Annotated in this window: 19 protein-coding genes; 12 read left to right on the forward strand and 7 right to left on the reverse strand. The window is 68.5% G+C overall.

Annotation, left to right across the window (positions count from 1 at the left end; all coding sequences use genetic code 11):
- Window positions 1-7: 7 nt before the first annotated feature.
- The gene (locus BV210_RS08085) at window positions 8-358 is read right to left on the reverse strand and encodes a hypothetical protein (RefSeq protein ID WP_157525918.1); all 351 of its coding nucleotides are present in this window, start codon (window positions 356-358) and stop codon (window positions 8-10) included.
- A 153-nt stretch (window positions 359-511) separates the two neighbouring features.
- Here BV210_RS08085 and BV210_RS08090 point away from each other — a divergent pair, with 153 nt between their 5' ends.
- The 6 genes from BV210_RS08090 to BV210_RS08115 all read left to right on the forward strand — a co-directional run bounded on the left by BV210_RS08090 (window position 512) and on the right by BV210_RS08115 (window position 6,766).
- Window positions 512-1,249: a hypothetical protein gene (locus BV210_RS08090; RefSeq protein WP_077206140.1), complete on the forward strand. Its 738-nt coding sequence runs from the start codon at window positions 512-514 to the stop codon at window positions 1,247-1,249.
- Between the two features lie 88 nt (window positions 1,250-1,337).
- Window positions 1,338-2,444 carry an alanine--glyoxylate aminotransferase family protein gene (locus BV210_RS08095; RefSeq protein WP_077208010.1) on the forward strand — a complete coding sequence of 369 codons (1,107 nt, stop codon included), beginning with the start codon at window positions 1,338-1,340 and terminating at the stop codon, window positions 2,442-2,444.
- A gap of 63 nt (window positions 2,445-2,507) precedes the next feature.
- Window positions 2,508-4,586: an NAD-dependent DNA ligase LigA gene (ligA, locus tag BV210_RS08100; protein WP_077206141.1), complete on the forward strand. Its 2,079-nt coding sequence runs from the start codon at window positions 2,508-2,510 to the stop codon at window positions 4,584-4,586.
- A 37-nt stretch (window positions 4,587-4,623) separates the two neighbouring features.
- Window positions 4,624-5,214, forward strand: coding sequence for a hypothetical protein (locus BV210_RS08105; RefSeq protein ID WP_077206142.1), 591 nt, complete (start codon window positions 4,624-4,626; stop codon window positions 5,212-5,214).
- Window positions 5,215-5,310: 96 nt separating this feature from the next.
- Complete coding sequence (locus tag BV210_RS08110) at window positions 5,311-5,664, forward strand: hypothetical protein (protein ID WP_216640649.1); 354 nt, start codon at window positions 5,311-5,313, stop codon at window positions 5,662-5,664.
- Between the two features lie 145 nt (window positions 5,665-5,809).
- Window positions 5,810-6,766 (forward strand): DUF6544 family protein, encoded by a 957-nt coding sequence (locus tag BV210_RS08115; protein WP_253741620.1) that lies wholly within the window; start codon window positions 5,810-5,812, stop codon window positions 6,764-6,766.
- 38 nt (window positions 6,767-6,804) lie between these two features.
- Here the strand turns inward: BV210_RS08115 and BV210_RS08120 are convergent, their stop codons facing one another.
- Together BV210_RS08120 and BV210_RS08125 are read right to left on the reverse strand one after the other, a co-directional pair.
- Window positions 6,805-7,068 carry a hypothetical protein gene (locus BV210_RS08120; protein ID WP_077206143.1) on the reverse strand — a complete coding sequence of 88 codons (264 nt, stop codon included), beginning with the start codon at window positions 7,066-7,068 and terminating at the stop codon, window positions 6,805-6,807.
- Window positions 7,068-7,334 carry a hypothetical protein gene (locus BV210_RS08125; RefSeq protein WP_077206144.1) on the reverse strand — a complete coding sequence of 89 codons (267 nt, stop codon included), beginning with the start codon at window positions 7,332-7,334 and terminating at the stop codon, window positions 7,068-7,070. The genes BV210_RS08120 and BV210_RS08125 overlap by 1 nt, the downstream gene beginning before the upstream one ends.
- Window positions 7,335-7,434: 100 nt before the next feature.
- Between BV210_RS08125 and BV210_RS08130 the strand changes: the two genes are divergently transcribed.
- The 4 genes from BV210_RS08130 to BV210_RS08145 all read left to right on the forward strand — a co-directional run bounded on the left by BV210_RS08130 (window position 7,435) and on the right by BV210_RS08145 (window position 13,139).
- Window positions 7,435-8,181: a hypothetical protein gene (locus BV210_RS08130; protein WP_077206145.1), complete on the forward strand. Its 747-nt coding sequence runs from the start codon at window positions 7,435-7,437 to the stop codon at window positions 8,179-8,181.
- 34 nt (window positions 8,182-8,215) lie between these two features.
- A complete protein-coding gene (locus tag BV210_RS08135; protein WP_077206146.1) occupies window positions 8,216-9,973 on the forward strand; it encodes an excinuclease ABC subunit C in 1,758 nt (585 codons plus the stop codon).
- Window positions 9,974-10,265: 292 nt separating this feature from the next.
- Entirely contained in the window at window positions 10,266-11,831 is a 1,566-nt protein-coding gene (locus BV210_RS08140; RefSeq protein ID WP_157525920.1) for a hypothetical protein, read from the forward strand.
- Between the two features lie 321 nt (window positions 11,832-12,152).
- Window positions 12,153-13,139, forward strand: coding sequence for an SPFH domain-containing protein (locus BV210_RS08145; RefSeq protein WP_084802683.1), 987 nt, complete (start codon window positions 12,153-12,155; stop codon window positions 13,137-13,139).
- A gap of 2 nt (window positions 13,140-13,141) precedes the next feature.
- On the opposite strand, the gene BV210_RS08150 is transcribed toward BV210_RS08145, so the two are convergent.
- Both BV210_RS08150 and BV210_RS08155 read right to left on the reverse strand, forming a co-directional pair.
- Window positions 13,142-13,579, reverse strand: a complete 438-nt coding sequence (locus tag BV210_RS08150) for a universal stress protein (protein ID WP_077206148.1) — start codon at window positions 13,577-13,579, stop codon at window positions 13,142-13,144.
- A gap of 39 nt (window positions 13,580-13,618) precedes the next feature.
- Window positions 13,619-14,704: a sulfite exporter TauE/SafE family protein gene (locus BV210_RS08155; RefSeq protein WP_077206149.1), complete on the reverse strand. Its 1,086-nt coding sequence runs from the start codon at window positions 14,702-14,704 to the stop codon at window positions 13,619-13,621.
- A gap of 217 nt (window positions 14,705-14,921) precedes the next feature.
- Here BV210_RS08155 and BV210_RS08160 point away from each other — a divergent pair, with 217 nt between their 5' ends.
- The gene (locus BV210_RS08160; protein ID WP_077206150.1) at window positions 14,922-15,107 is read left to right on the forward strand and encodes a hypothetical protein; all 186 of its coding nucleotides are present in this window, start codon (window positions 14,922-14,924) and stop codon (window positions 15,105-15,107) included.
- A gap of 76 nt (window positions 15,108-15,183) precedes the next feature.
- Here BV210_RS08160 and uvrB read toward each other — a convergent pair whose 3' ends face one another.
- Window positions 15,184-17,244, reverse strand: a complete 2,061-nt coding sequence (gene uvrB / locus BV210_RS08165; RefSeq protein WP_077206151.1) for an excinuclease ABC subunit UvrB — start codon at window positions 17,242-17,244, stop codon at window positions 15,184-15,186.
- 96 nt (window positions 17,245-17,340) lie between these two features.
- On the opposite strand from uvrB, the gene BV210_RS08170 reads away from it, so the two are divergent.
- Complete coding sequence (locus BV210_RS08170; protein WP_077206152.1) at window positions 17,341-17,691, forward strand: hypothetical protein; 351 nt, start codon at window positions 17,341-17,343, stop codon at window positions 17,689-17,691.
- Between the two features lie 4 nt (window positions 17,692-17,695).
- Here the strand turns inward: BV210_RS08170 and BV210_RS08175 are convergent, their stop codons facing one another.
- Window positions 17,696-19,012 (reverse strand): MFS transporter, encoded by a 1,317-nt coding sequence (locus BV210_RS08175; RefSeq protein WP_077206153.1) that lies wholly within the window; start codon window positions 19,010-19,012, stop codon window positions 17,696-17,698.
- Between the last annotated feature and the right edge of the window lie 59 nt (window positions 19,013-19,071).

A 19,071-nucleotide genomic window follows, 5' to 3' on the forward strand; every position in this document is an offset into this window, starting at 1 on the left:
AGCGGGCTCAGGCGTCCGATTCGGTCGGCGTGGCGGTCGTGTTGTCCGTCGGCGTGGTCGGACTCGTCGAGCCGTTGGGCGCGGTCTCGTTGCCACACGGTTCCTCTTCGAGGATCTCGTCGATCGCCAGATTGGCCAGTTTCTCGCCGGTGAGGACGAAGCCGTCGTCGCTCACGTTCTTCTTGGACTCCTCGTAGTCGGACGCGTTCGTCCGGTTCTGGAGCCGGTCCTGGGAGATGTTCTCGGTCTTGTTTACGGGTTCACACTGACTCGAATCGACCGCGCCGGACGCCACCGCGATCCCGGTACCGGCGAGGACCGCGAGCACCGCCATCAGGAGTGTACGTTTTCTGACCATCTGTGTCGGGGACCTCCGTGCCGGGAGTTGCTAGTTGTATTCTTTCATTTCCTATTTGGAATTTACGGTCTGCCGTCGGACCGCCCGCCCTCGGAGTCGCGTGGGAAACGAGAAGATTGATTTCGGGCCAGCGGGTGAATCAGTGCAGTCGCGATGTCCGCCGAGTTACCTGTCGATGCCAGTGACGATCCCCGCCTTCACACCGACCACGTGCGCCACCTGCCGGGCGACGGCGACGCGCGCGCCGTCACGCTCGTCGGCGTCGTCCACGACCACCCCGCGAGCCGGTATCGAGTCCACGAACTCGTCGCCGCGCTCGACCCCGCCGTCCTCGCGGTCGAGGTCGCGCCGCTCGCGCTCCCGCTGTTCCAGGGCTACGCCGCCGACGAGCGCGATCTCCCGGCGTTCGGCGGCGAGGTCAGCGCTGCCATCGCCGCCGCCGAGGACGCCCGCGTCGTCGGTATCGACGGCGTCGACGCCGAATTTCTGGAGACGCTCGCTCGGGAAATCCTCGACGAGCGCCCCGATCCCGCCACGCTCTCGCGGGTCGGCGCGAGCGTCCTCGGCGTCGTCCGCAGCGCCGTCACCTGCCGACTCGGCGCGACCGTCGCTTCGGCGACCGGCCTCCGTCTGGAGGTCGACGAGCCGGTGACCCACGAGACGACGCTCGCGGACCCACCCGAGAGACAGGCCGACGACGAGCGCTCACAGCTGAACCGGAGCCTGACGCTGTTGCGGTGTGCGGACCCGCCGGAACCGGTCCGCATCCGCGACGACGTGCGGGACGAGTGTATGGCCAGCCGTCTCGCCGACCTGCGGACCGAGGGCGAGGTCGTGGCGGTCGTGGGTCGGGGACACCTCGATCCGCTGTCCGAGCGCCTCGGCGAGTGAGGAGGCCGAACGAGCGGCCGGTGAGTGAAGCCGGTATCAAAACTACCATGGCCCCCGGCGGAGGAGGTACGCCTATCAGGTGGTTCCGGTGACCAAGAAACAGGAATACACGGGCGACTATCCAGAGAAGCGGCTGTATCTCCCCGGTCCGACGGAGGTCCGCGAGGACGTGATCGAGGCGATGGCCGAACCGATGTTCGGCCACCGCATGGACCGGATGACCGACCTCTACACGACCATCGTCGAGGACACCAAGGAGTTCCTCGGCACCGACCAGAACGTGATCGTCCTCACCGCGTCGGGGACCGAGTTCTGGGAAGCGACGACGCTCAACCTCGTCGAGGACCGCATGCTCGTCCCCACGAGCGGCGCGTTCAGCGAACGCCAGGCCAACGTGGCCGAGCGCCTCGGAAAGGACGTGGATCGCATCGAGTACGACTGGGGGCAGGCGGTCAAGCCCGAGGACATCCGGGACGCCCTCGAATCCGGGGCCGACTACGACGCCGTCGGCATGGTGATGAACGAGACTTCCACGGGCGTGCGCAACCCCGTCGAGGAGATCGGGGACCTGCTTGGGGACTACCCGGACACCTACTTCGTCGTCGACGCCATCTCCTGTCTCGGCGGGGATCAGATCGACATCGAGGCCAACAACATCGACTGCATCTTCACCTCCACGCAGAAGGCCTTCGCCATGCCGCCCGGCCTCGCCGTCTGTACCGTCAGCGACGACGCCTACGAGCGCGAGGCCGAGAAAGGCGACTCCTCGTGGTACGGCGGCTTCCGGCGCACGCTCGACTACTACGACCGGAAGGGCCAGACCCACTCCACGCCCGCCATCCCGATCATGCTCGCCTACCGCAAGCAGATGAAACACATGCTGGAGGAGGGCCACGAGGCCCGCGACCAGCGCCACCGCGAGATGGCCGAGTACACCCGCGAGTGGGCTCGCGAGCACTTCGGGCTCTTCCCCGAGGCGGGGTACGAGTCCCAGACCGTGACCTGCGTCGAGAACACCCGCGACATCGACGTGGCCGCGACGGTCGAAGCCGTCTCCGAAGAGTACGACTTCGAGTTCTCCAGCGGCTACGGCGACATCTCCGAGGAGAGCTTCCGCATCGGCCACATGGGCGAACACACCGTCGAGAGCATCCGGGAACTCACCGACGCCATCGAGGACGTGGCAGGGCTCTGAACGCGAAGCGATCCCAGGCGACAGGACCACCGGACTCTATACGGACCCGACACAGGGGCCGATATGGACGCGGACGCACCGGCCGACAACCCTTACGTCACAGACCCGGATACGGACTTCTCCCCGGTCGAGGACCTCGGCGAGGATACTGCCCGTGAGCAGGCCGAGCGACTCCGGGCGGCGATCCGGTACCACGACTACCGCTACTACGTCGAGAACGACCCGGTGATCGGCGACCGCACCTACGACGCGCTGTTCTCGCGGTTGCAGGACCTCGAAGACGCCTTCGACCTCGACCGCGAGGACAGTCCGACCCGTCGCGTCGGCGGCGAACCGGTCGACGAACTCGACACGGTCGAACACGTCGCGCCGATGCTGTCGATCGATCAGAGCGACGAGGCCGACGAGGTTCGGGACTTCGACCAGCGCGTCCGGGACGGACTGGCCGACGCCGACTGGGCAGGGGACCTGGAGTACGTCTGCGAACCGAAGTTCGACGGGCTCTCGGTCGAGATCGTCTACGAGGACGGACGGTACCAGCGGGCCGCGACCCGCGGCGATGGCGTGGAAGGCGACGACGTGACCGAGAACGTCCGCACGATTCCCAGCGTCCCCCAGCGGTTGCGGGGCGACTATCCCGACTCCCTCGTGGTCCGGGGCGAGGTCTACATGCCCAAGGACGCCTTCCGGGAGTACAACCGCGAGCGGGTCGAACGCGGCGAGGACGCCTTCGCCAACCCCCGCAACGCCGCCGCGGGGACCCTCCGGCAACTCGATCCCTCGATCACCGCGGAGCGACCGCTCTCGATTTTCTTCTTCGGCGTGCTCGACGCGAGCGAACGGCCCGACAGCCACTGGACACAGCTCTCGCGGTTCCGCGAGTGGGGGCTCCGGGTCGCCGAGGAGGTCGAACAGGTCGACGACATCGAGGCGGCCATCGACTACCGCGACCGCCTGCTCGACGCCCGGGAAGACCTGCCATACGAGATCGACGGCGTCGTCATCAAGGTCGACGACCGCGAGGCCCGCGAGGCACTGGGGGCGACCAGTCGCCACCCGCGGTGGGCCTTCGCCTACAAGTTCCCCGCCCGCAAGGAGGTGACACGGGTCACCGACATCGTCGTGCAGGTCGGCCGAACCGGGCGGCTGACACCCGTCGCGCTGCTCGACCCCGTCGAGGTCGCCGGGGTCACGGTCTCGCGAGCGAGCCTCCACAACCCCGAGGAGATCCAGCGGCTGGGGGTCGGCGTCGACGACTCGGTGCGGGTCAAGCGCGCCGGCGACGTGATTCCGGACGTCGAGGAGGTGGTCGAGGACCGCACCGAGAGCCACTTCGAGTTCCCCGACCACTGTCCGGCCTGTGACAGCGCCGTCGAGCGCGACGGGCCGATGGCCTACTGCACCGGCGGGCTGGCCTGTCCCGCCCAGCTAGAACGAGCCATCGAGCACTACGCCAGCCGCACCGGGCTGGACATCGAGGGACTGGGTCCCGAACGGATCGAACAGCTCATGGACGCCGGGCTGATCGAGGGCCTGCCCGACGTCTACGACCTCGACCGCGAGGCGCTGGCCGATCTTGACGGGTGGGGCGAGACGAGCGCGGAGAACCTGCTCGCCGAGATCGAGGACGCCCGCGAGCCACCTCTCCCGGACTTTCTGGCTGCCATCGGCGTCCCCGAGGTCGGCCCCAGTACCGCCAAGGCGCTGGCCCGCGCGTTCGGCGACCTCGATTCGGTGATGGCCGCCGACGCCGACGAACTGCAGGGAGTCGAGGACGTTGGGCCGACCGTGGCCCGCGAGATCCGGGAGTTCTTCGACTCGGCGCGCAACCGCGAGGTGATCGAGCGCCTGCGCGACCACGGCGTGGACCCCCAGCCGGTCGAGGTCGAGGGGAGCGACGAACTGGACGGGCTGACCGTCGTGTTCACCGGCTCGCTGGAGGAGTTTACCCGTTCTGCGGCCCAGAACCTCGTCGAAGCCCACGGCGGGTCGGCGACGAGCAGCGTCTCCGGCAACACCGACTATCTGGTCGTCGGGGAGAATCCGGGGACGAACAAACGCGAGGACGCTGACGCCGAGGACGTGCCCGAGATCGACGAGGACGAGTTCCTCGATCTGCTGGCGGAGCGGGGTATACTGTAACCCAATTTACTTTTTCGTCGGCAGTCTACGCGGAGGCATGCCCTCCCTACCCGATGCCGTCCGGTCGCTCTCCAGACGCGACCTCCTCGCAGCCGGCGCGGGGAGTCTGCTGACGCTCGGTGCGACCAGCGCGCTCGGTCGGCCGTCCTTGCGGTTCGACGGCGGTGCGGCGTACATCCACCCCGCGAGCGACCGAACAATCGAAAACGGCCTCCAGCCGGACGGCGACGCCGAGACGTACGTCACGGTCGTCGCCGACGAAGCGCCCGATGTTGCCGGTCCGGACATCCGTCCGACCTTCCGGGAGCTCCTCGAAACCCCCGAGACCGACGAGGACGGCGGCGTGTTTCACGCGATCATCCAGACGCGTTCGACGCCCGAATCCTCCTACTACCTATACCCTGACAGCGTACGCGACCCGCGCTGGCGTGGTCGCGATACGCTCGTCATTCCCGTCGGCGTCGAGTCCGTGGGACCCTTCGACGGAATAGAAGACGACGACCGTCGGACTCAACTCCAGTCGGCCGCGGAACTGGTGGGGACGGCCATCTGGAGTGTGACCCCTGCACTGAACCACCTCCCGAGCAACGTCGACCTGGCACAGGTCCACCGGGAGTACGTCGAGTGACGGGTCGGCGAAACCCGCGGTGACGGACGCGGAGCCTGCACCGAGATGTCTCGCCTCGCTGTCTTCTTTATGTCCCCGGCGCGCGTAACTGAACGTATGTTCCTCCAGTTCGGAAATTTCGAGGGGCTGATCGCGCTCGGGATGGTGTTCGTCGTCTTCGGACTCGGCCTGGCGCTCGTGCTCGGCATCGCGTACATGGAACACCGCAAGGAGATGCGGCTGATCGAGGAAGGCGCCTACGCGGAGGTCGCCGAGGACGGCCGGGCGTGGATCCTGGCGCTCGGCCTCCTGCTGGTCGCCCTCGGCCTGGGCAACGTCGTCGAGAGCTACCTGGGTGGGACGGGGATCGAGGGGATCACCGCCTTCCTCGTGGGCGTGGCCGCGCTGACCTACTACGCGATCAAGCGCCGGCAGGGGCAAGCGGGAGGCCCAGGTGCAGGAGCGGAGTGACGACGAGACGAGCGCCTGATCCTTCGCGTCCGGTGGAGGTCCCCGTGAGGAGTGTGTTTCGGCCGACGGCGACCGACGACCCCGGTTCGCACCCGCCGAGAATCGACTGGGCACTATATCCGCGCGGGAGGGCTACCGAGAGCCGATGGAGTCGAAACCGGAGCGACCTGTCGAGGAGCGGACGGGGGCGAGCGACGGGAAGGCGTCGGCCGCCGACGAGACGGACGGGTCGCCGGTTATCTCACGGCGCGGCGTCCTCGCGGGCGTCCTCGCGCTGGTCGGCATCCTGGTGGGCGTCGTCCTCCTGGCCCGGGCACGTCTGGCGAGCGCTCACGAGCAACTCGCGGACGAGGTGGTCGCGGACGCCGCCCCGCCCGCTGACGAGCCGTTCACACACGAGAACCTCGCGGGGCTGCCGGAACCGGCCCGGCGCTACTTCGAGACGGTGCTGACCGAGGGCCAGCCCTACGTCGAGACCGCCCGAGTGAGACAGGACGGCCAGCTCAGACTGGGCGACGCCGATTCGGCCTGGAAACCCATGACGGCGACCAACACCGTCAGCGTCTCGCCGCCGGGGTTCGTCTGGGACGCCGAGGTCGAGATGGCGCCGTTCCTGCCCGTCAGCGTCGTCGACACCTACCACGACGGCGAGGGATACCTCCGTGCGAAACTGCTCTCGCTGGTCACCGTCGCCGAGGACGGCCCCGGCCCCGAGATGGACGAGGGCGAGCTCCTCCGGTACCTCGCGGAAGCGCCGTGGTACCCGACGGCGCTGTTGCCGGAAAGCGGCGTCACCTGGGAGTCCGTGAGCGACACCGCCGCGCGGGCGACGCTCACCGACGGCGACACGACCGTCTCGGCGGTCTTCCACTTCGACGACGAGCACCGCGTCGAGCGGGTCGTCGCCGACCGCCCGCGCGCGACCGACGACGGCTACGAGCGGACGCGCTGGATCGGCCGCTTTAGCGACTACGAACGCCACGGCGGAATGGTCGTCCCCACGGCGGGCGAGGTCGCGTGGGACCTCCCCGACGGCGACCTGCCCTACTGGCGCGCGACCGTGTCGGGATTCGACTACCGACCGGCGCTGAACGACGACTGAGCGAGGCGGGCGAGCGGGTGGCGGCGACGACGGCGACGTCAGACCTCGTCGTCGGGGTCGTGGCGCTCGGCCATCCGTTCGGCCTCGTCGGCGTAGCGCTGTCGGTCCTCGGGGTCGACGGGCTCTAACCTGTCGGCCTCGACCTCTTGCCCAGCCGTCACCGTCGAGTCGAACAGCATCTGGGTCGAGCGTTGCTGGAAGACCGCCCGTTCGCCGTCGGGCGTGGCGTAGACGAGTGTCACCATGTCCTCGTGTTCGTACTCGCGGGCGACCAGCCACGTGCGGACGGTGTCGTCGGTCATCAGATCTCGTCGTCGGGGGCGTTGTTCTCGGCGACGCGGGCGGCCTCGGTGGCGTAGCGCTCCCGGAGGTCGGGGTCCTCTACTGGTTGCAACTGGTCGGGCGAGGCCTCTTTGGCAGCGGTGACGCCCGCGCCCTGGAGCATGTTCGAAGAGCGGTTGCTCTGCATGTAGCGCTCGCCGTCGGGCGTGGCGTAGACGAGCGTCAGCAGTCCCTTGTCGCTGTACTCGCGCTCGACGAGCCAGACCCGTTCGGTCGCCTCGGTCATACCGGCGCTTGTGGACCGGCCGGCTTGTATCCACCCATCGCGGCTCCACGGCCGAGTCGCGCGCCAGATTCATGTGAACGGCTCGCGAACCGGCGAGCCGATGACCCGCTGGGAGGACCGGGCGAGCGAGCGACTCCGGGACGGCGAGACGATCGAAGCGAGCGTCCCGGTCGGAGACGACGGCCTCGTCGTCACTAGCCAGCGCGTGTTCGCGTTCACGCCCGAGGGCGACGGCGCGAACTTCCGGTCGGTCGAGCGACCGAACGTGGAGCGCGTCGGCACGGCGGCCACGAGCGAGACCGACTGGCTCGGCCGCGCCGGCAAGACCGCGCTGGCCGGCCTCGCGGGCGTCGCGCTCGGCCTGACCGTCGACTTCGGTGGCCTGCTGGATCTGGGCGACATCGGCGGGCAGGGGACCAGCCGGGTCGGTATGGGCGGGATGCTCGCGGTCCTCCGGCAGGTGTCGCGGTTGCTGGAACTCCTCGACGAAGCCCTGCTGATCGGGGGGCTCCTCGCACTGGCGGGCGCGCTCGGAGCGCTGGGGCTGTACCTCCAGAGCCGGACGGAGACGGTTCGGATCGCGGTCGCCGGCGACGAGGACCTGCACGTACCGGCCGACGACCGGCGTGACGCGGTCGCGCGGGTGCGCCGGCATCTCGCCGACGACGGTGGTCCGCCGACGCCGGTCGACGCGGGAACCCAAAAGCGGGACGCCGGCGTGAAGGACCGATCGGTCGACGCCGACCCGGCCGAAGGGAGCCCCCGCGACCGTGGGACGCTGGGGACAGTGCTGGACTCGCTACGGACGGAATCGGGGCCATCGAGTGACCGCGCCGACGAAGAGTAATCCACATACGCCGCGGGCACGTACGGCCCTCGAGATGGACCCGAACGAGGTTCGGGACCGGGCGGCCGACCTGCCCCGCGAGCCGGGGAGCTACCAGTTCCTCGCCGACTCGGGGACCGTCCTGTACGTCGGGAAAGCCGTCGACCTGCGCGACCGGGTGCGCTCCTACGCCGATCCCAGAAGCGAGCGCATCCGTCGGATGGTCGAGCGGGCCGTCGACGTGGAGGTGGCCGTCACCGACACCGAGACACAGGCCCTGCTGCTGGAAGCGAACCTCATCAAGCGCCACCAGCCCCGGTACAACGTCCGGCTGAAAGACGACAAGTCCTACCCGCTGGTGCAGTTGACCGACCACGCCGTGCCCCGGATCGAGATCACCCGCGATCCCGACGACGACGCGACCGTCTACGGCCCCTTCACCGACAAGGGTCGCGTCGAGACGGCCGTGAAGGCCCTGCGGGAGACCTACGGCCTGCGTGGGTGTTCGGATCACAAGTACAGCAACCGCGACCGCCCGTGTCTCGACTACGAGGTCGGACTCTGTACCGCGCCCTGCACCGGCGAGATCAGTCAGGGCGAGTACGCCGCGGACGTGGCGAGCGTCCGCCGGTTCTTCGAGGGCGAGACGGGCGTGCTGGCCGATCCCCTCCGCCAGGAGATGGAGCGAGCGGCACAGGGAGCGGAGTTCGAGCGCGCTGCCAACCTCCGGGACCGACTGCGCGCCGTCGAGGCGTTCCACGGTGAGGGCGGCGAGGCCGTCAGCGCCGGCGAGGGCGACCGCGAGCGGGCGGTCGACGTGCTCGGCGCGACCGTCGAGGGCGACGAGGCGACCGTCGCGCGCCTGCACGCTGCCGACGGGCAACTGGTCGAGCGCGAGCGCCACACGCTGGCCGCCCCCGAGGGCGAGGGCGGAGCGACCCGCATGGGTGCGGTGTTCGACGCCTTCGTCCCCCAGTACTACGCCGAGCGCGAGTTGCCCGACGCCATCCTGCTGCCAGAGCGGCCCGAGGACCCCGAACTCGACGCCTGGCTCGCCGCGGAGGGCGTCGACGTCCGGGTCCCGGGCGCGGGCCGGGAGGCCAAACTCGTCGATCTGGCGCTGAAGAACGCCCGCCGCGGCGTCGGCGCGCGGGGCGACGAGGGGGCAGCGCTCGCGAGCGCGCTCGGCATTGACACACCTGTCGAGCGCATCGAAGGGTTCGACGTGAGCCACGCACAGGGGAGTGCCGTCGTGGGCAGTAACGTGACGTTCGTCGACGGGAGCCCCGAGAAGAGCGACTACCGGCGGCGAAAGCTCGACGAGCGCAACGACGACTACGCGAACATGCGCGCGCTGGTGCGCTGGCGGGCCGAGCGCGCCGTCGAGGGCCGGGACGACCGACCCGACCCCGACCTGCTGTTGATCGACGGCGGCGACGGGCAACTCGGGGCGGCACGGGACGCACTGGCCGAGACTGGCTGGAACGTCCCGGCCATCGCGCTCGCGAAGGACGAGGAACTGGTGGTTACTCCCGCCGGCACGTACGACTGGGACGACGACGCGCCGCATCTCCACCTGTGTCAGCGCGTCCGCGACGAAGCGCACCGCTTCGCCGTCCAGTACCACCAGTCGCTCCGGGACGACGTGTCGACGGCGCTCGACGACGTGCCCGGAGTGGGTCCGGAGACGCGCCGGCGACTCCTCCGGCGGTTCGGCAGCGTCGAGAACGTCCGCGGGGCAGACCCCGGCCAGCTCCAGCAGGTCGACGGCGTCGGCGAGAAGACCGCCGAGACCATCGCGTCGCGCCTGTGAGGCCGACCGAGGAAGGAACCGGATTTATCCGACAGATCGTGCGATGGGGTTCGGGTGTCGTCTGGGTAAATTTCGTTCGTCCGTCAGTGCGAAAATTCTAAGGTGTCGTAGATTGATATAAAATTGCACATGGGAGGGGGACCGGACAGCGCGAGCGCCGCCGGGGGGACGGCGCTCGGAGAACGGCCCGGGGCGTGGACGACCGGCCGGGAGACGCGGGTGTGTCGATCCGGGGGGAGTCGGCGGGACCGTCGGCGACGCGCTCGCGGGCGTGCCGGTGGGGGACCCGACGATGGGACGTAACGCTGTTCGCTGGCCGCTGATCGGTGGGCTCGCCGTCCTCGTGGTCGTCGCGGTGCTCGGCGGCGTCGCGCTGTCGAACGCGGGACCGGCCAGCGCAGCGGTCGGGGCCCAGGCCGACGATACCGACTGGAACACGACCAATGGATCGGGTGCGGTGGCCGACGGCTGTCCGCCCGGCGACGCGCTCCGGAAGGAGGTGTACGACGGGCTGGAAGACCGCTCGGTCGAGGAGGTCCGGTCGGTGATTCCGGACGACGCCGTCCAGTGTCTCCCGGCGGACGTCCGCAACACTCTGGAACTCGAAAACGAAAGCGACGGCAACGGGACCGACGGCGACGACTGTCCGTCGGCGGAGGCGATCCGGGCGGAGGTCGACACGGAACTCGTCACCAGTTCGAAAGCCGAGGTCCGAGCGGCCCTCTCGGAGGACGAGATCGCCTGCCTCCCCGCGGACGTGATCGACCAACTCGACATTGGCACGGGATCGGAGAACGGGACGGAGGACTCGAACGACAGCAGTTCGGGCGGGATCGAGTGTCCGTCGGACGCGGAGATGCGGGTGGCGGTCGAGACGGCGCTCGCGGACGGTTCGGTCACGACGGTCCGCGAGCAGATCCCCGAGGACTACAGGGATTGCCTCCCGACGGACGTGAAAGACGAGTTGAACATCGAAGACGACGCGGCGAACGCGTCGGCGGCTACGGACCCCGAGACCGAGAGCGGGGACGCGAGCGGGACCGAGACGGAGGGCGTCGACTGTCCGGCGCCCGAGACGGTTCGGGAGGAGGTCAACATGACGCTCGAACGGATGTCGGCCGCGCAGTTCCGGACGATGGTCCACGAGGACTACGTGGAGTGTTTCCCGCCCGACGTCCGCGAGCGACTCGGGTTGACGGCGACCGCTGGGACGGACTCGGACGGCGGGACGCCGACCGACGCCGACACGTCGGTCGACGGCCCGGGGTCGACGGGGGCAGACTCGGGCGGTGCCGGGGTCGGCGGTGACCCCGCGACCGTCAGCAGCGACGAACTCACCGACTCGGACGACGACGGCGTGCCGGACCGGTACGACTACGCGCCCCGCGATCCCGACGTGCAATCGAAAAACGACGTGCAGGCGGCCGGCGATCCCGGCAGTGACGACGGGAGCGGCGGGAGCGGCGACGAGATCCCGGTCGCCGCGGGGTCGGCGTTGCTACTCGTGCTGGCCGCCGGCATCGGTGGGGTCGTCTACCGGCGCTACGGCGGGCCGTCTGGCGGGGCCGACGACGAGTTGCCCCGGCCGTCCGAACCGGTGGCGACCGGCGAAGCGAGCGCCCAGCCCCACGACGTGTTCGGCGAGAGCGCGTTCGATCCCGACGGTGCCGCCGGTTCGGGAACGGAGTTCACCTTCGACGAGCACGGTGACGACGACGGGTTCGTCTTCGACAATGACGACGAAGACGTGATCACGCTCGACAGCGACGGGTCGGTCGCCGACGAGGAGGTCGACGCCGGCTTCGTCTTCGAGGGAGGCCCCGAACTCGACGAGGGTGGTGAACCGGCGGACGATTGACGGGAGGTCGAGCGTAGCGAGACCTCCTATCGTGCGAGCGGGGAGTGCGAGACTCGACCGTAGGGAGAGTCTCGAAACGCGAGCGGGCCCGGCCCGCGAGCCGGGCAGCCCAAACCAGTTCGTTCACTAACAGTTAAACCGGAGGGCGTCGAACTCGCTCCCATGAGCGACCGGGGCCGCGAGAGTCTCGCGTACAGGCTCGGACGGGCGAGCGCGAGCGGTGGCTCGCCGGCCTCGGCCCGCAGACTCGCAGCGACGCTGGCGGGCTTCGCCATCGTTCTCTTCCTCTTCGACGCGATCGGCGGAACGGAACTCGTCGGGATGCTCGTGCTGGCGATCGCGGTGGTCGCGGTCGACAGCGCCGTCGTGATCGTCCAGGCCACCGAGAAACAGGTCCTGACGGTGCTGGGGAGCTACCGGAAGACACTCGATCCGGGTCTCAACCTCGTGCCGCCGTTCGTCTCGTCGACCCACAGCTACGACATGCGGACCCAGACGCTGGACGTGCCCACACAGGAGGCGATCACGCGGGACAACTCCCCCGTCACCGCGGACGCCGTCATCTACGTGAAGGTGATGGACGCGAAGAAGGCGTTCCTGGAGGTCGAGGACTACACGCGGGCGGTCTCGAACCTCGCCCAGACGACGCTGCGGGCGGTGCTGGGCGACATGGAACTGGACGAGACGCTGAGCAGGCGCACCGAGATCAACACGGCCATCCGCCGGGAACTGGAGGGGCCGACCGACGAGTGGGGCGTCCGGGTCGAATCGGTCGAGGTCCGGGAGGTGAAACCCTCCGCCGACGTGGAGGACGCGATGGAGCAACAGACCGCCGCCGAGCGTCGCCGCCGTGCGATGATCCTCGAAGCCCAGGGCGAGCGCCGCTCGGCCATCGAGCGCGCACAGGGTGACAAGCAGTCGGACATCATCCGCGCGCAGGGTGAGAAACAGAGCCAGATCCTTGAAACACAGGGCGACGCCATCTCGACGGTCCTGCGCGCGCGGTCCGCCGAGTCGATGGGCGAGCGGGCGATCATCGACCGCGGTATGGACGCGCTCGACTCCATCGGGCGGAGCGAGTCGACGACGTACGTCCTGCCACAGGAACTGTCCTCGATGGTCGGCCGGTACGGCAAACACCTCACCGGCAGCGACGTGGCGGCGGACGGCGAGTCACTGGAGAGCCTGGACTTCGGCGCCGAGACCCGCGAACTCCTCGGGCTGGACGACATCGAGGAGACGCTGGAGACGCCCGATACCGAGGCCGAGCGGGCCGAGGGGGCCGCGGCCGAAGCCGAGGCCGACTGAACTCAGTCCTCGTCGAGTCTGACGGTCATCACGGGGACCGGGGACTTGCGGACGACTTTCTCCGCGACGCTGCCGATGAGGTAGTGGTCGATGCCGGTCCGGCCGTGGGTGCCCATGACGACGAGGTCGACCCCGACGTCGTCGATGGCGTCGAGGATCGCGGTCTTGGGGACGCCCGCTTCGACGTGGGTTTCGACGGGCACGCCGTCGGGGAGCACGGCGACGGCGTCGTCGACGGCGGCCTCGGCGCGCTCGCGTTCGGCCTCGTCCCAGACCTCGGTCGAGATACCGCTGCTGGGGCTCTCGAAGCGGTTGCGCGAGTCGGCGACCGAGAGGACGTGGACGGTGGCGTCGAACCGTTCGGCCACGGTACCGGCGTGGTCGGCGGCCGCTGCGACGCCCTCGCTGCCGTCGGTCGGAAGCAGAATGTCCTGGTACATGGTTCGTGGATGCGGGTCCGGGCGTAAAACGGCCGGGGGTCAGAAGCCGCCGACGGCCATCAGGAACAGCGCGACGGAGATGATGGTGAAGAGGCCGGCGACGCCCAGCGTCAGGGTGTCGGTGTCCAGCGCGTTCGAGACGTAGGGCGCGATCTGACCGCCCAGCGTACAGGCGGGAACGGTGAACACGACCATGTTCCACGGCGTCGAGGCGAGTGACAGCGAGTGTGCGCCCGGGACGAATGAACCGCCGAAGACGTGGACGAGTGACGCGAGGACCGCCGTGCTGGCGACCACGATGTGGTTCGTCCCGATGGCGACCCGGACCGGGACCTTCGTCCGGAGCTGGGAGATGATCCCGAGTTCGCCGATGCCGAACCCGGCCAGGCCCTGGAACGCGCCGCCGATGCCGTAGTTGGCGAACCGTTCGAGATAGCCCGACCACGTGTACTCGTACGTGTCGCCGTCGCGGTCGACGCGCGTCACGCCCCCGTCCTCGTCGACGCCGACGCCTGCCGGGCCGAGTTTGTCGTCGTCGTCGGGGAGTTCGGGGTCGGCTCCGCCGTCGGCCGACACCGCCTCGTCGCTCTCGGCCGGTTCCTCGTGGGAGAGGTCGGCGACGTACAGGAGGTACGCCGCGGCGATCAGCGCGACACCGAGCGCGAAGTGGAACAGCGGTTCGGGGATGAAGAAGGACAGAATCGCACCGCCGACGACGAACGGGACCGCGCCGGCAAGGAGGGACAGCGCCAGTCGGCGGTCGACGAGCCCGTACTGGATGAACGCGATGGACGAGCTTCCAACGCCGAACGACTCACTGATGAGACCGACCTTCACCAGTGTGGGCGGATCGAGGTCGTACCCCGCGATCAACGGGAAGATGAAGATCAGGAAGGGCACGAACATGGCCGACCCGCTGATGCCGACCGTGTTGACGATGATCGCACCGAGCAGGAAGAAAAAGAACAGCCACCAGTACTCCAACCAGTAGCTCATTCCGCTGCCTTCCGTCGGCGCGAACAGCACTACCGCGGCCACGAAGATGATCGGTGCGGCGGCGACGAAGAGGTGTTGATACCTCAGGAACGTCTTCTGGAGCCTGCTGGACCTTGACGACGCGGTCATTTGAGCTTGGCCCGCGATTTGGGAATTGCCTCTGAAATACCTTGTCGTTCGTTCGGCGAATGACCCGTGACAACTGCACACAACCGGCAATTTTTCTATCGGAGGTGACTGACCGTTAATTTCGCTGCCCCACTGTGTGGCGTTAGTTGCCGACGCGTCCAGCGACGGCCACCGCCCCCGAATTTTTATTACAGACCCGGATAAACTAATGTGTGTAATGAGCCTTAAGGAGGGACTTCCGACCGAGAGCGAGCAGTCCGCAGAGACCGACCGCCGGACGGACTCGGAGTCTCTCCCACCGACAGCGGAGCCCCCGGCGACTGGACTCCGCGGGAAGCTGGCGCGATTCAGTCGCGAGTGGTCGCGCCGCTACGTCGAGATGCGGGTCGAAGCCCGGAAATAACGACTCCGCGGTCCGATTCGGCGAATCCGTTTTTCCGTCGAGCAATCGCTCGCCAGCGGCGGGGCCGTCCGGCCAGTCAGAACTCGTCGGCCGGTTCCGGGACGACGCCTTCCTCGTCGGTCTCCATCTCGAACTCCTGGCGGAGTTCGCGGATACGGTCGCGGATGTCCGCCGCGAGCTCGAACTCCAGGTTGTCGGCGGCCTCCGTCATGCGCTCTTCGAGTTCGGCGATCAACTGCTCGGCCTCGCCCTCGTCGTCGGGGTCCATCCCGGCGACGCCGCCGGTGTCGGTCTCGGCACCGGGGAGGTTCGTCTCGCCGACGGGCTTGTCGATGGTCGTCGGTTCGAAGCCGTGTTCCTCGTTGTACTCCTGCTGGATCTCCCGGCGTCGGTTGGTCTCCTCGATGGCCGACTCCATGGCCCCGCTCACCTCGTCGGCGTACAGCACGACCTCGCCGTTGACGTTGCGGGCGGCCCGGCCCATCGTCTGGACCAGCGTCGTCTCGCTCCGGAGGAAGCCCTCCTGGTCGGCGTCGAGGATGGCCACGAGGCTCACCTCGGGGATGTCAAGCCCCTCCCGGAGGAGGTTGATGCCGACGAGCACGTCGATCTCGCCCAAGCGGAGCGAGCGGATGATCTCGTGGCGCTCGAGCGTGTCGGTCTCGTCGTGCATGTAGGCCACGTCGACACCGGCCTCCTCGAGGTACTCGGTGAGGTCCTCGGCCATCCGCTTGGTGAGGGTGGTGACGAGGGTGCGTTCGTCGCGCTCGATGCGCTCGTCGATCCGGTCCATGAGGTCGTCGACCTGTCCCGTCGCGTCGGCGATCTCCACCGCGGGGTCGACGAGGTGTGTGGGGCGAACGATCTGTTCGACCACCTGCTCTGAGACCTCGCGCTCGTAGTCGCTCGGCGTGGCGCTGACGAACAGCGTCTGATTGGTCTTCTCCTCGAACTCCTCGAAGGTGAGCGGGCGGTTGTCGAAGGCGGTGGGGAGCCGGAAGCCGTTCTCGACGAGGCTCTCCTTCCGGCTCTTGTCGCCCTCGTACTGGCCGCGGATCTGCGGGACGGTCTGGTGGGACTCGTCGATGACGGTGAGGAAGTCGTCCGGGAAGTAATCCAGCAGGGTGTAGGGGGCTTCGCCCGAATCGCGGTCCGAGAGGTGGACCGAGTAGTTCTCGATGCCCGAACAGTAGCCGGTCTCCCGCAGCATCTCCAGATCGAAGGTGGTGCGTTCCTCGATGCGCTGGGCGGCGACGGCGTCGCCCTGGCGCTCGAAGTATCGGACTCGCTGTTCGAGCAACTCCTCGATCTCCTCGATAGCCCGGTCCAGTCGGTCCTCGGGGATCGAGTAGTGCTCCGCGGGGTGGAGCAGGACGGCGGGGTCGGTGCTCTTGACCTCGCCTTCGAGAGGGTCGATCTTCAGGAGGCGGTCGATCTCGTCGCCCCAGAACTCGACGCGGACGGCGTAGCGGCCGTACATCGGATAGATCTCGAGGGTGTCGCCACGCACCCGGAAGGTACCCTGCGTGAAGTCCACGTCGTTGCGCTCGTAGTTCAGATCGACCAGCCGACCGAGCAACTCGTCGCGTTCGATCTCCTGGCCCTGTTCGAGTTTCAGGGACATGTCGACGTAGTTACGCGGGTCACCGAGGCCGTAGATGGCCGAGACGCTCGCGACGACGATTACGTCGTCCCGCGTGAGCAGCGAGCGGGTCGCGGAGTGTCGCAGGCGGTCGATCTCGTCGTTGATTGAAGCGTCCTTGTCGATGAAGGTGTCCGTCTGCTCGACGTAGGCCTCGGGCTGGTAGTAGTCGTAGTAGGAGACGAAGTACTCGACGGCGTTGTCCGGGAACAGCTCCCGGAACTCCTCGTACAGTTGCGCGGCGAGGGTCTTGTTGTGGGCGATGACGAGGGTCGGCTTCTGGATCTCCTCGATCACCCAGGAGACGGTGTTGGTCTTCCCCGACCCCGTGACGCCGAGCAGGGTCTGCTCGTCCATGCCCTGCCGGTACCCGTCGGCCAGTTTCCGGATGGCCTCGGGCTGGTCGCCCGCGGGGTCGAACGGCGCGTCGACGCGGAACGCCCGGTCCACGTCTGGACGGTCGGGCGAGAGGGGGCTGCCGGAGGTGTCGCTCATTATCAGTGTAGTGGGGCTGGAGGACCTTCAGGCGCTCGCTCGTGGATCGGCGGTCGGCCGAAGCATAACTGGCTGGCCGTGGTACTCAACAGCACTATGCAGGTGTTCTGCACGGACGGCACCGTGTTCCGCTGCGGGAGCTACGAGGTCACCCAGCACGGAGTGCAGCTGTACGGCTCACCGCCGGACGAGGACGGCGAGGAGCGCTACAGCGACGATCCGGAGATGATGGGATACGTGCCCCACGACCGGTTGTGGTACATCCTGCCCGACGGCGTCCGGTCCGCTGCGCCGACGCTGGCCCAGTCCCAGGGGACGCCGGGTCGGCCGCCGGGATCGGTGACGCCACAGGGTGGACAGTCACCGGGGGCGAGACAACAGCGCGGGGGCCACTCCGCCGGTAGAAGCCCCGGCGAAAGGCCACCGGAGTCGGGCGGACCGCCATGATCGGTCAGGCGTCCGCGGCGGTCGCGTCCGAACCCTCTGACCCTCCCGTCCCCCCGGTCCGGACGTGGAGGTAGGAGACACAGAGGATCGAGACGAAGCCGCTGACGGCGGCGAGCGCGAACATGACGCGGTAGCCGAACATGGTGTAGACCCGGGCACCGGCGACGGTCTCGCCGGTCCAGTAGGCGTCGAGGATCGCGCCCATCGCCGTCGGGAAGACGGCCGCACCGGCGAAGGCGACGGCGTTGACCGCACCCGTCGCGACGCCGGAGGCTCCCGCGCCGTGGCGGTCCTTGACGACCGTGTAGCCCAGGGCGTAGGACCCGGCGAGGAAGCTCGCCAGGAAGAAACACAGGCCTACGACCGCGAACGGGGGTTTCCCGACCAGCGAGAGGGCGGCGAACGTCGCGGTGTAGGCGACCGCGCCGGCGATCATGAGGTCGGTGCGCCGGCCCAACCGATCCGAGAGGCGGCCGACGACCGGCGGGCCGACGAGCAGGCCGACGCTGCCCAGCAGCGTCAGCGTCGACGCGACGGTGATCGACACGTCGTACACCTGCGAGACGTAGGGGACGCCCCACAGCCCGAGGACGGTGATGTTGAGGCCGGTCGAGGTGAAGAGGGCGAACCCGGCCAGCCACGTCTCCCGCTGGGCGAACACGCTCCGCACGTTACGGCCGACTTCTCCCAGCGAGAGGGTCGGTGCGGCGGGAACCTTCTCGATCGAGTCGAGGCCGGCGTCCTCGGGCGTGTCCCGCGCCAGCAGCCAGACCGCGGTCGCGATCAGCAGGCCGCCGACGCCGATGCCCAAAAGCGTCGTGCGGACGCCCAGCGCGGTCACGGCCACCGCGAGCGGCGTCGTCGCGAGGATGCCGCCCAGGCCTGCGATGCCGACGGTGAGGCCGTTCATCGTCGCGAACTCGTCCGGGCGGAACCAGTTGGCACAGAAGCGCAGGATGGCGATGAAGACGACGCTGCCGCCCAGCCCGATCAACAGCCGCGAGAGGAAGGCGACGGCGTAGGTGTCGGCCAGTCCGAACGCGAGACCGCCGACGCTCATCACGGCGGTCCCGACGGTGGCGGTCCGGCGGATGCCCAGGCGGTCGGCGAGCACGCCCGCGAGCACCTGCATCGGCGCGTAGACGTAGAAAAACGCGGAGTGCAGCGTACCGAGGGCCGTCCCCGTGGTGTCGAAGGCAGCCATGAGGTCCTCGGAGAGGACCGCCGTCGAGAGCCGGTGGACGTTCACCAGCAGGAAGGCCGTCGCCAGGACGGCCCACACGATCCAGCGCCGCCGACCGGGATCCGACCAGACGCCCATCACCCGACCCAGCAGTACGAGTTCAAAAAGTGTTGTGTCAGTTCTGTATACTCTCGTTG

The sequence above is a fragment of the Halorientalis sp. IM1011 genome (assembly GCF_001989615.1).
GTDB lineage: Archaea > Halobacteriota > Halobacteria > Halobacteriales > Haloarculaceae > Halorientalis.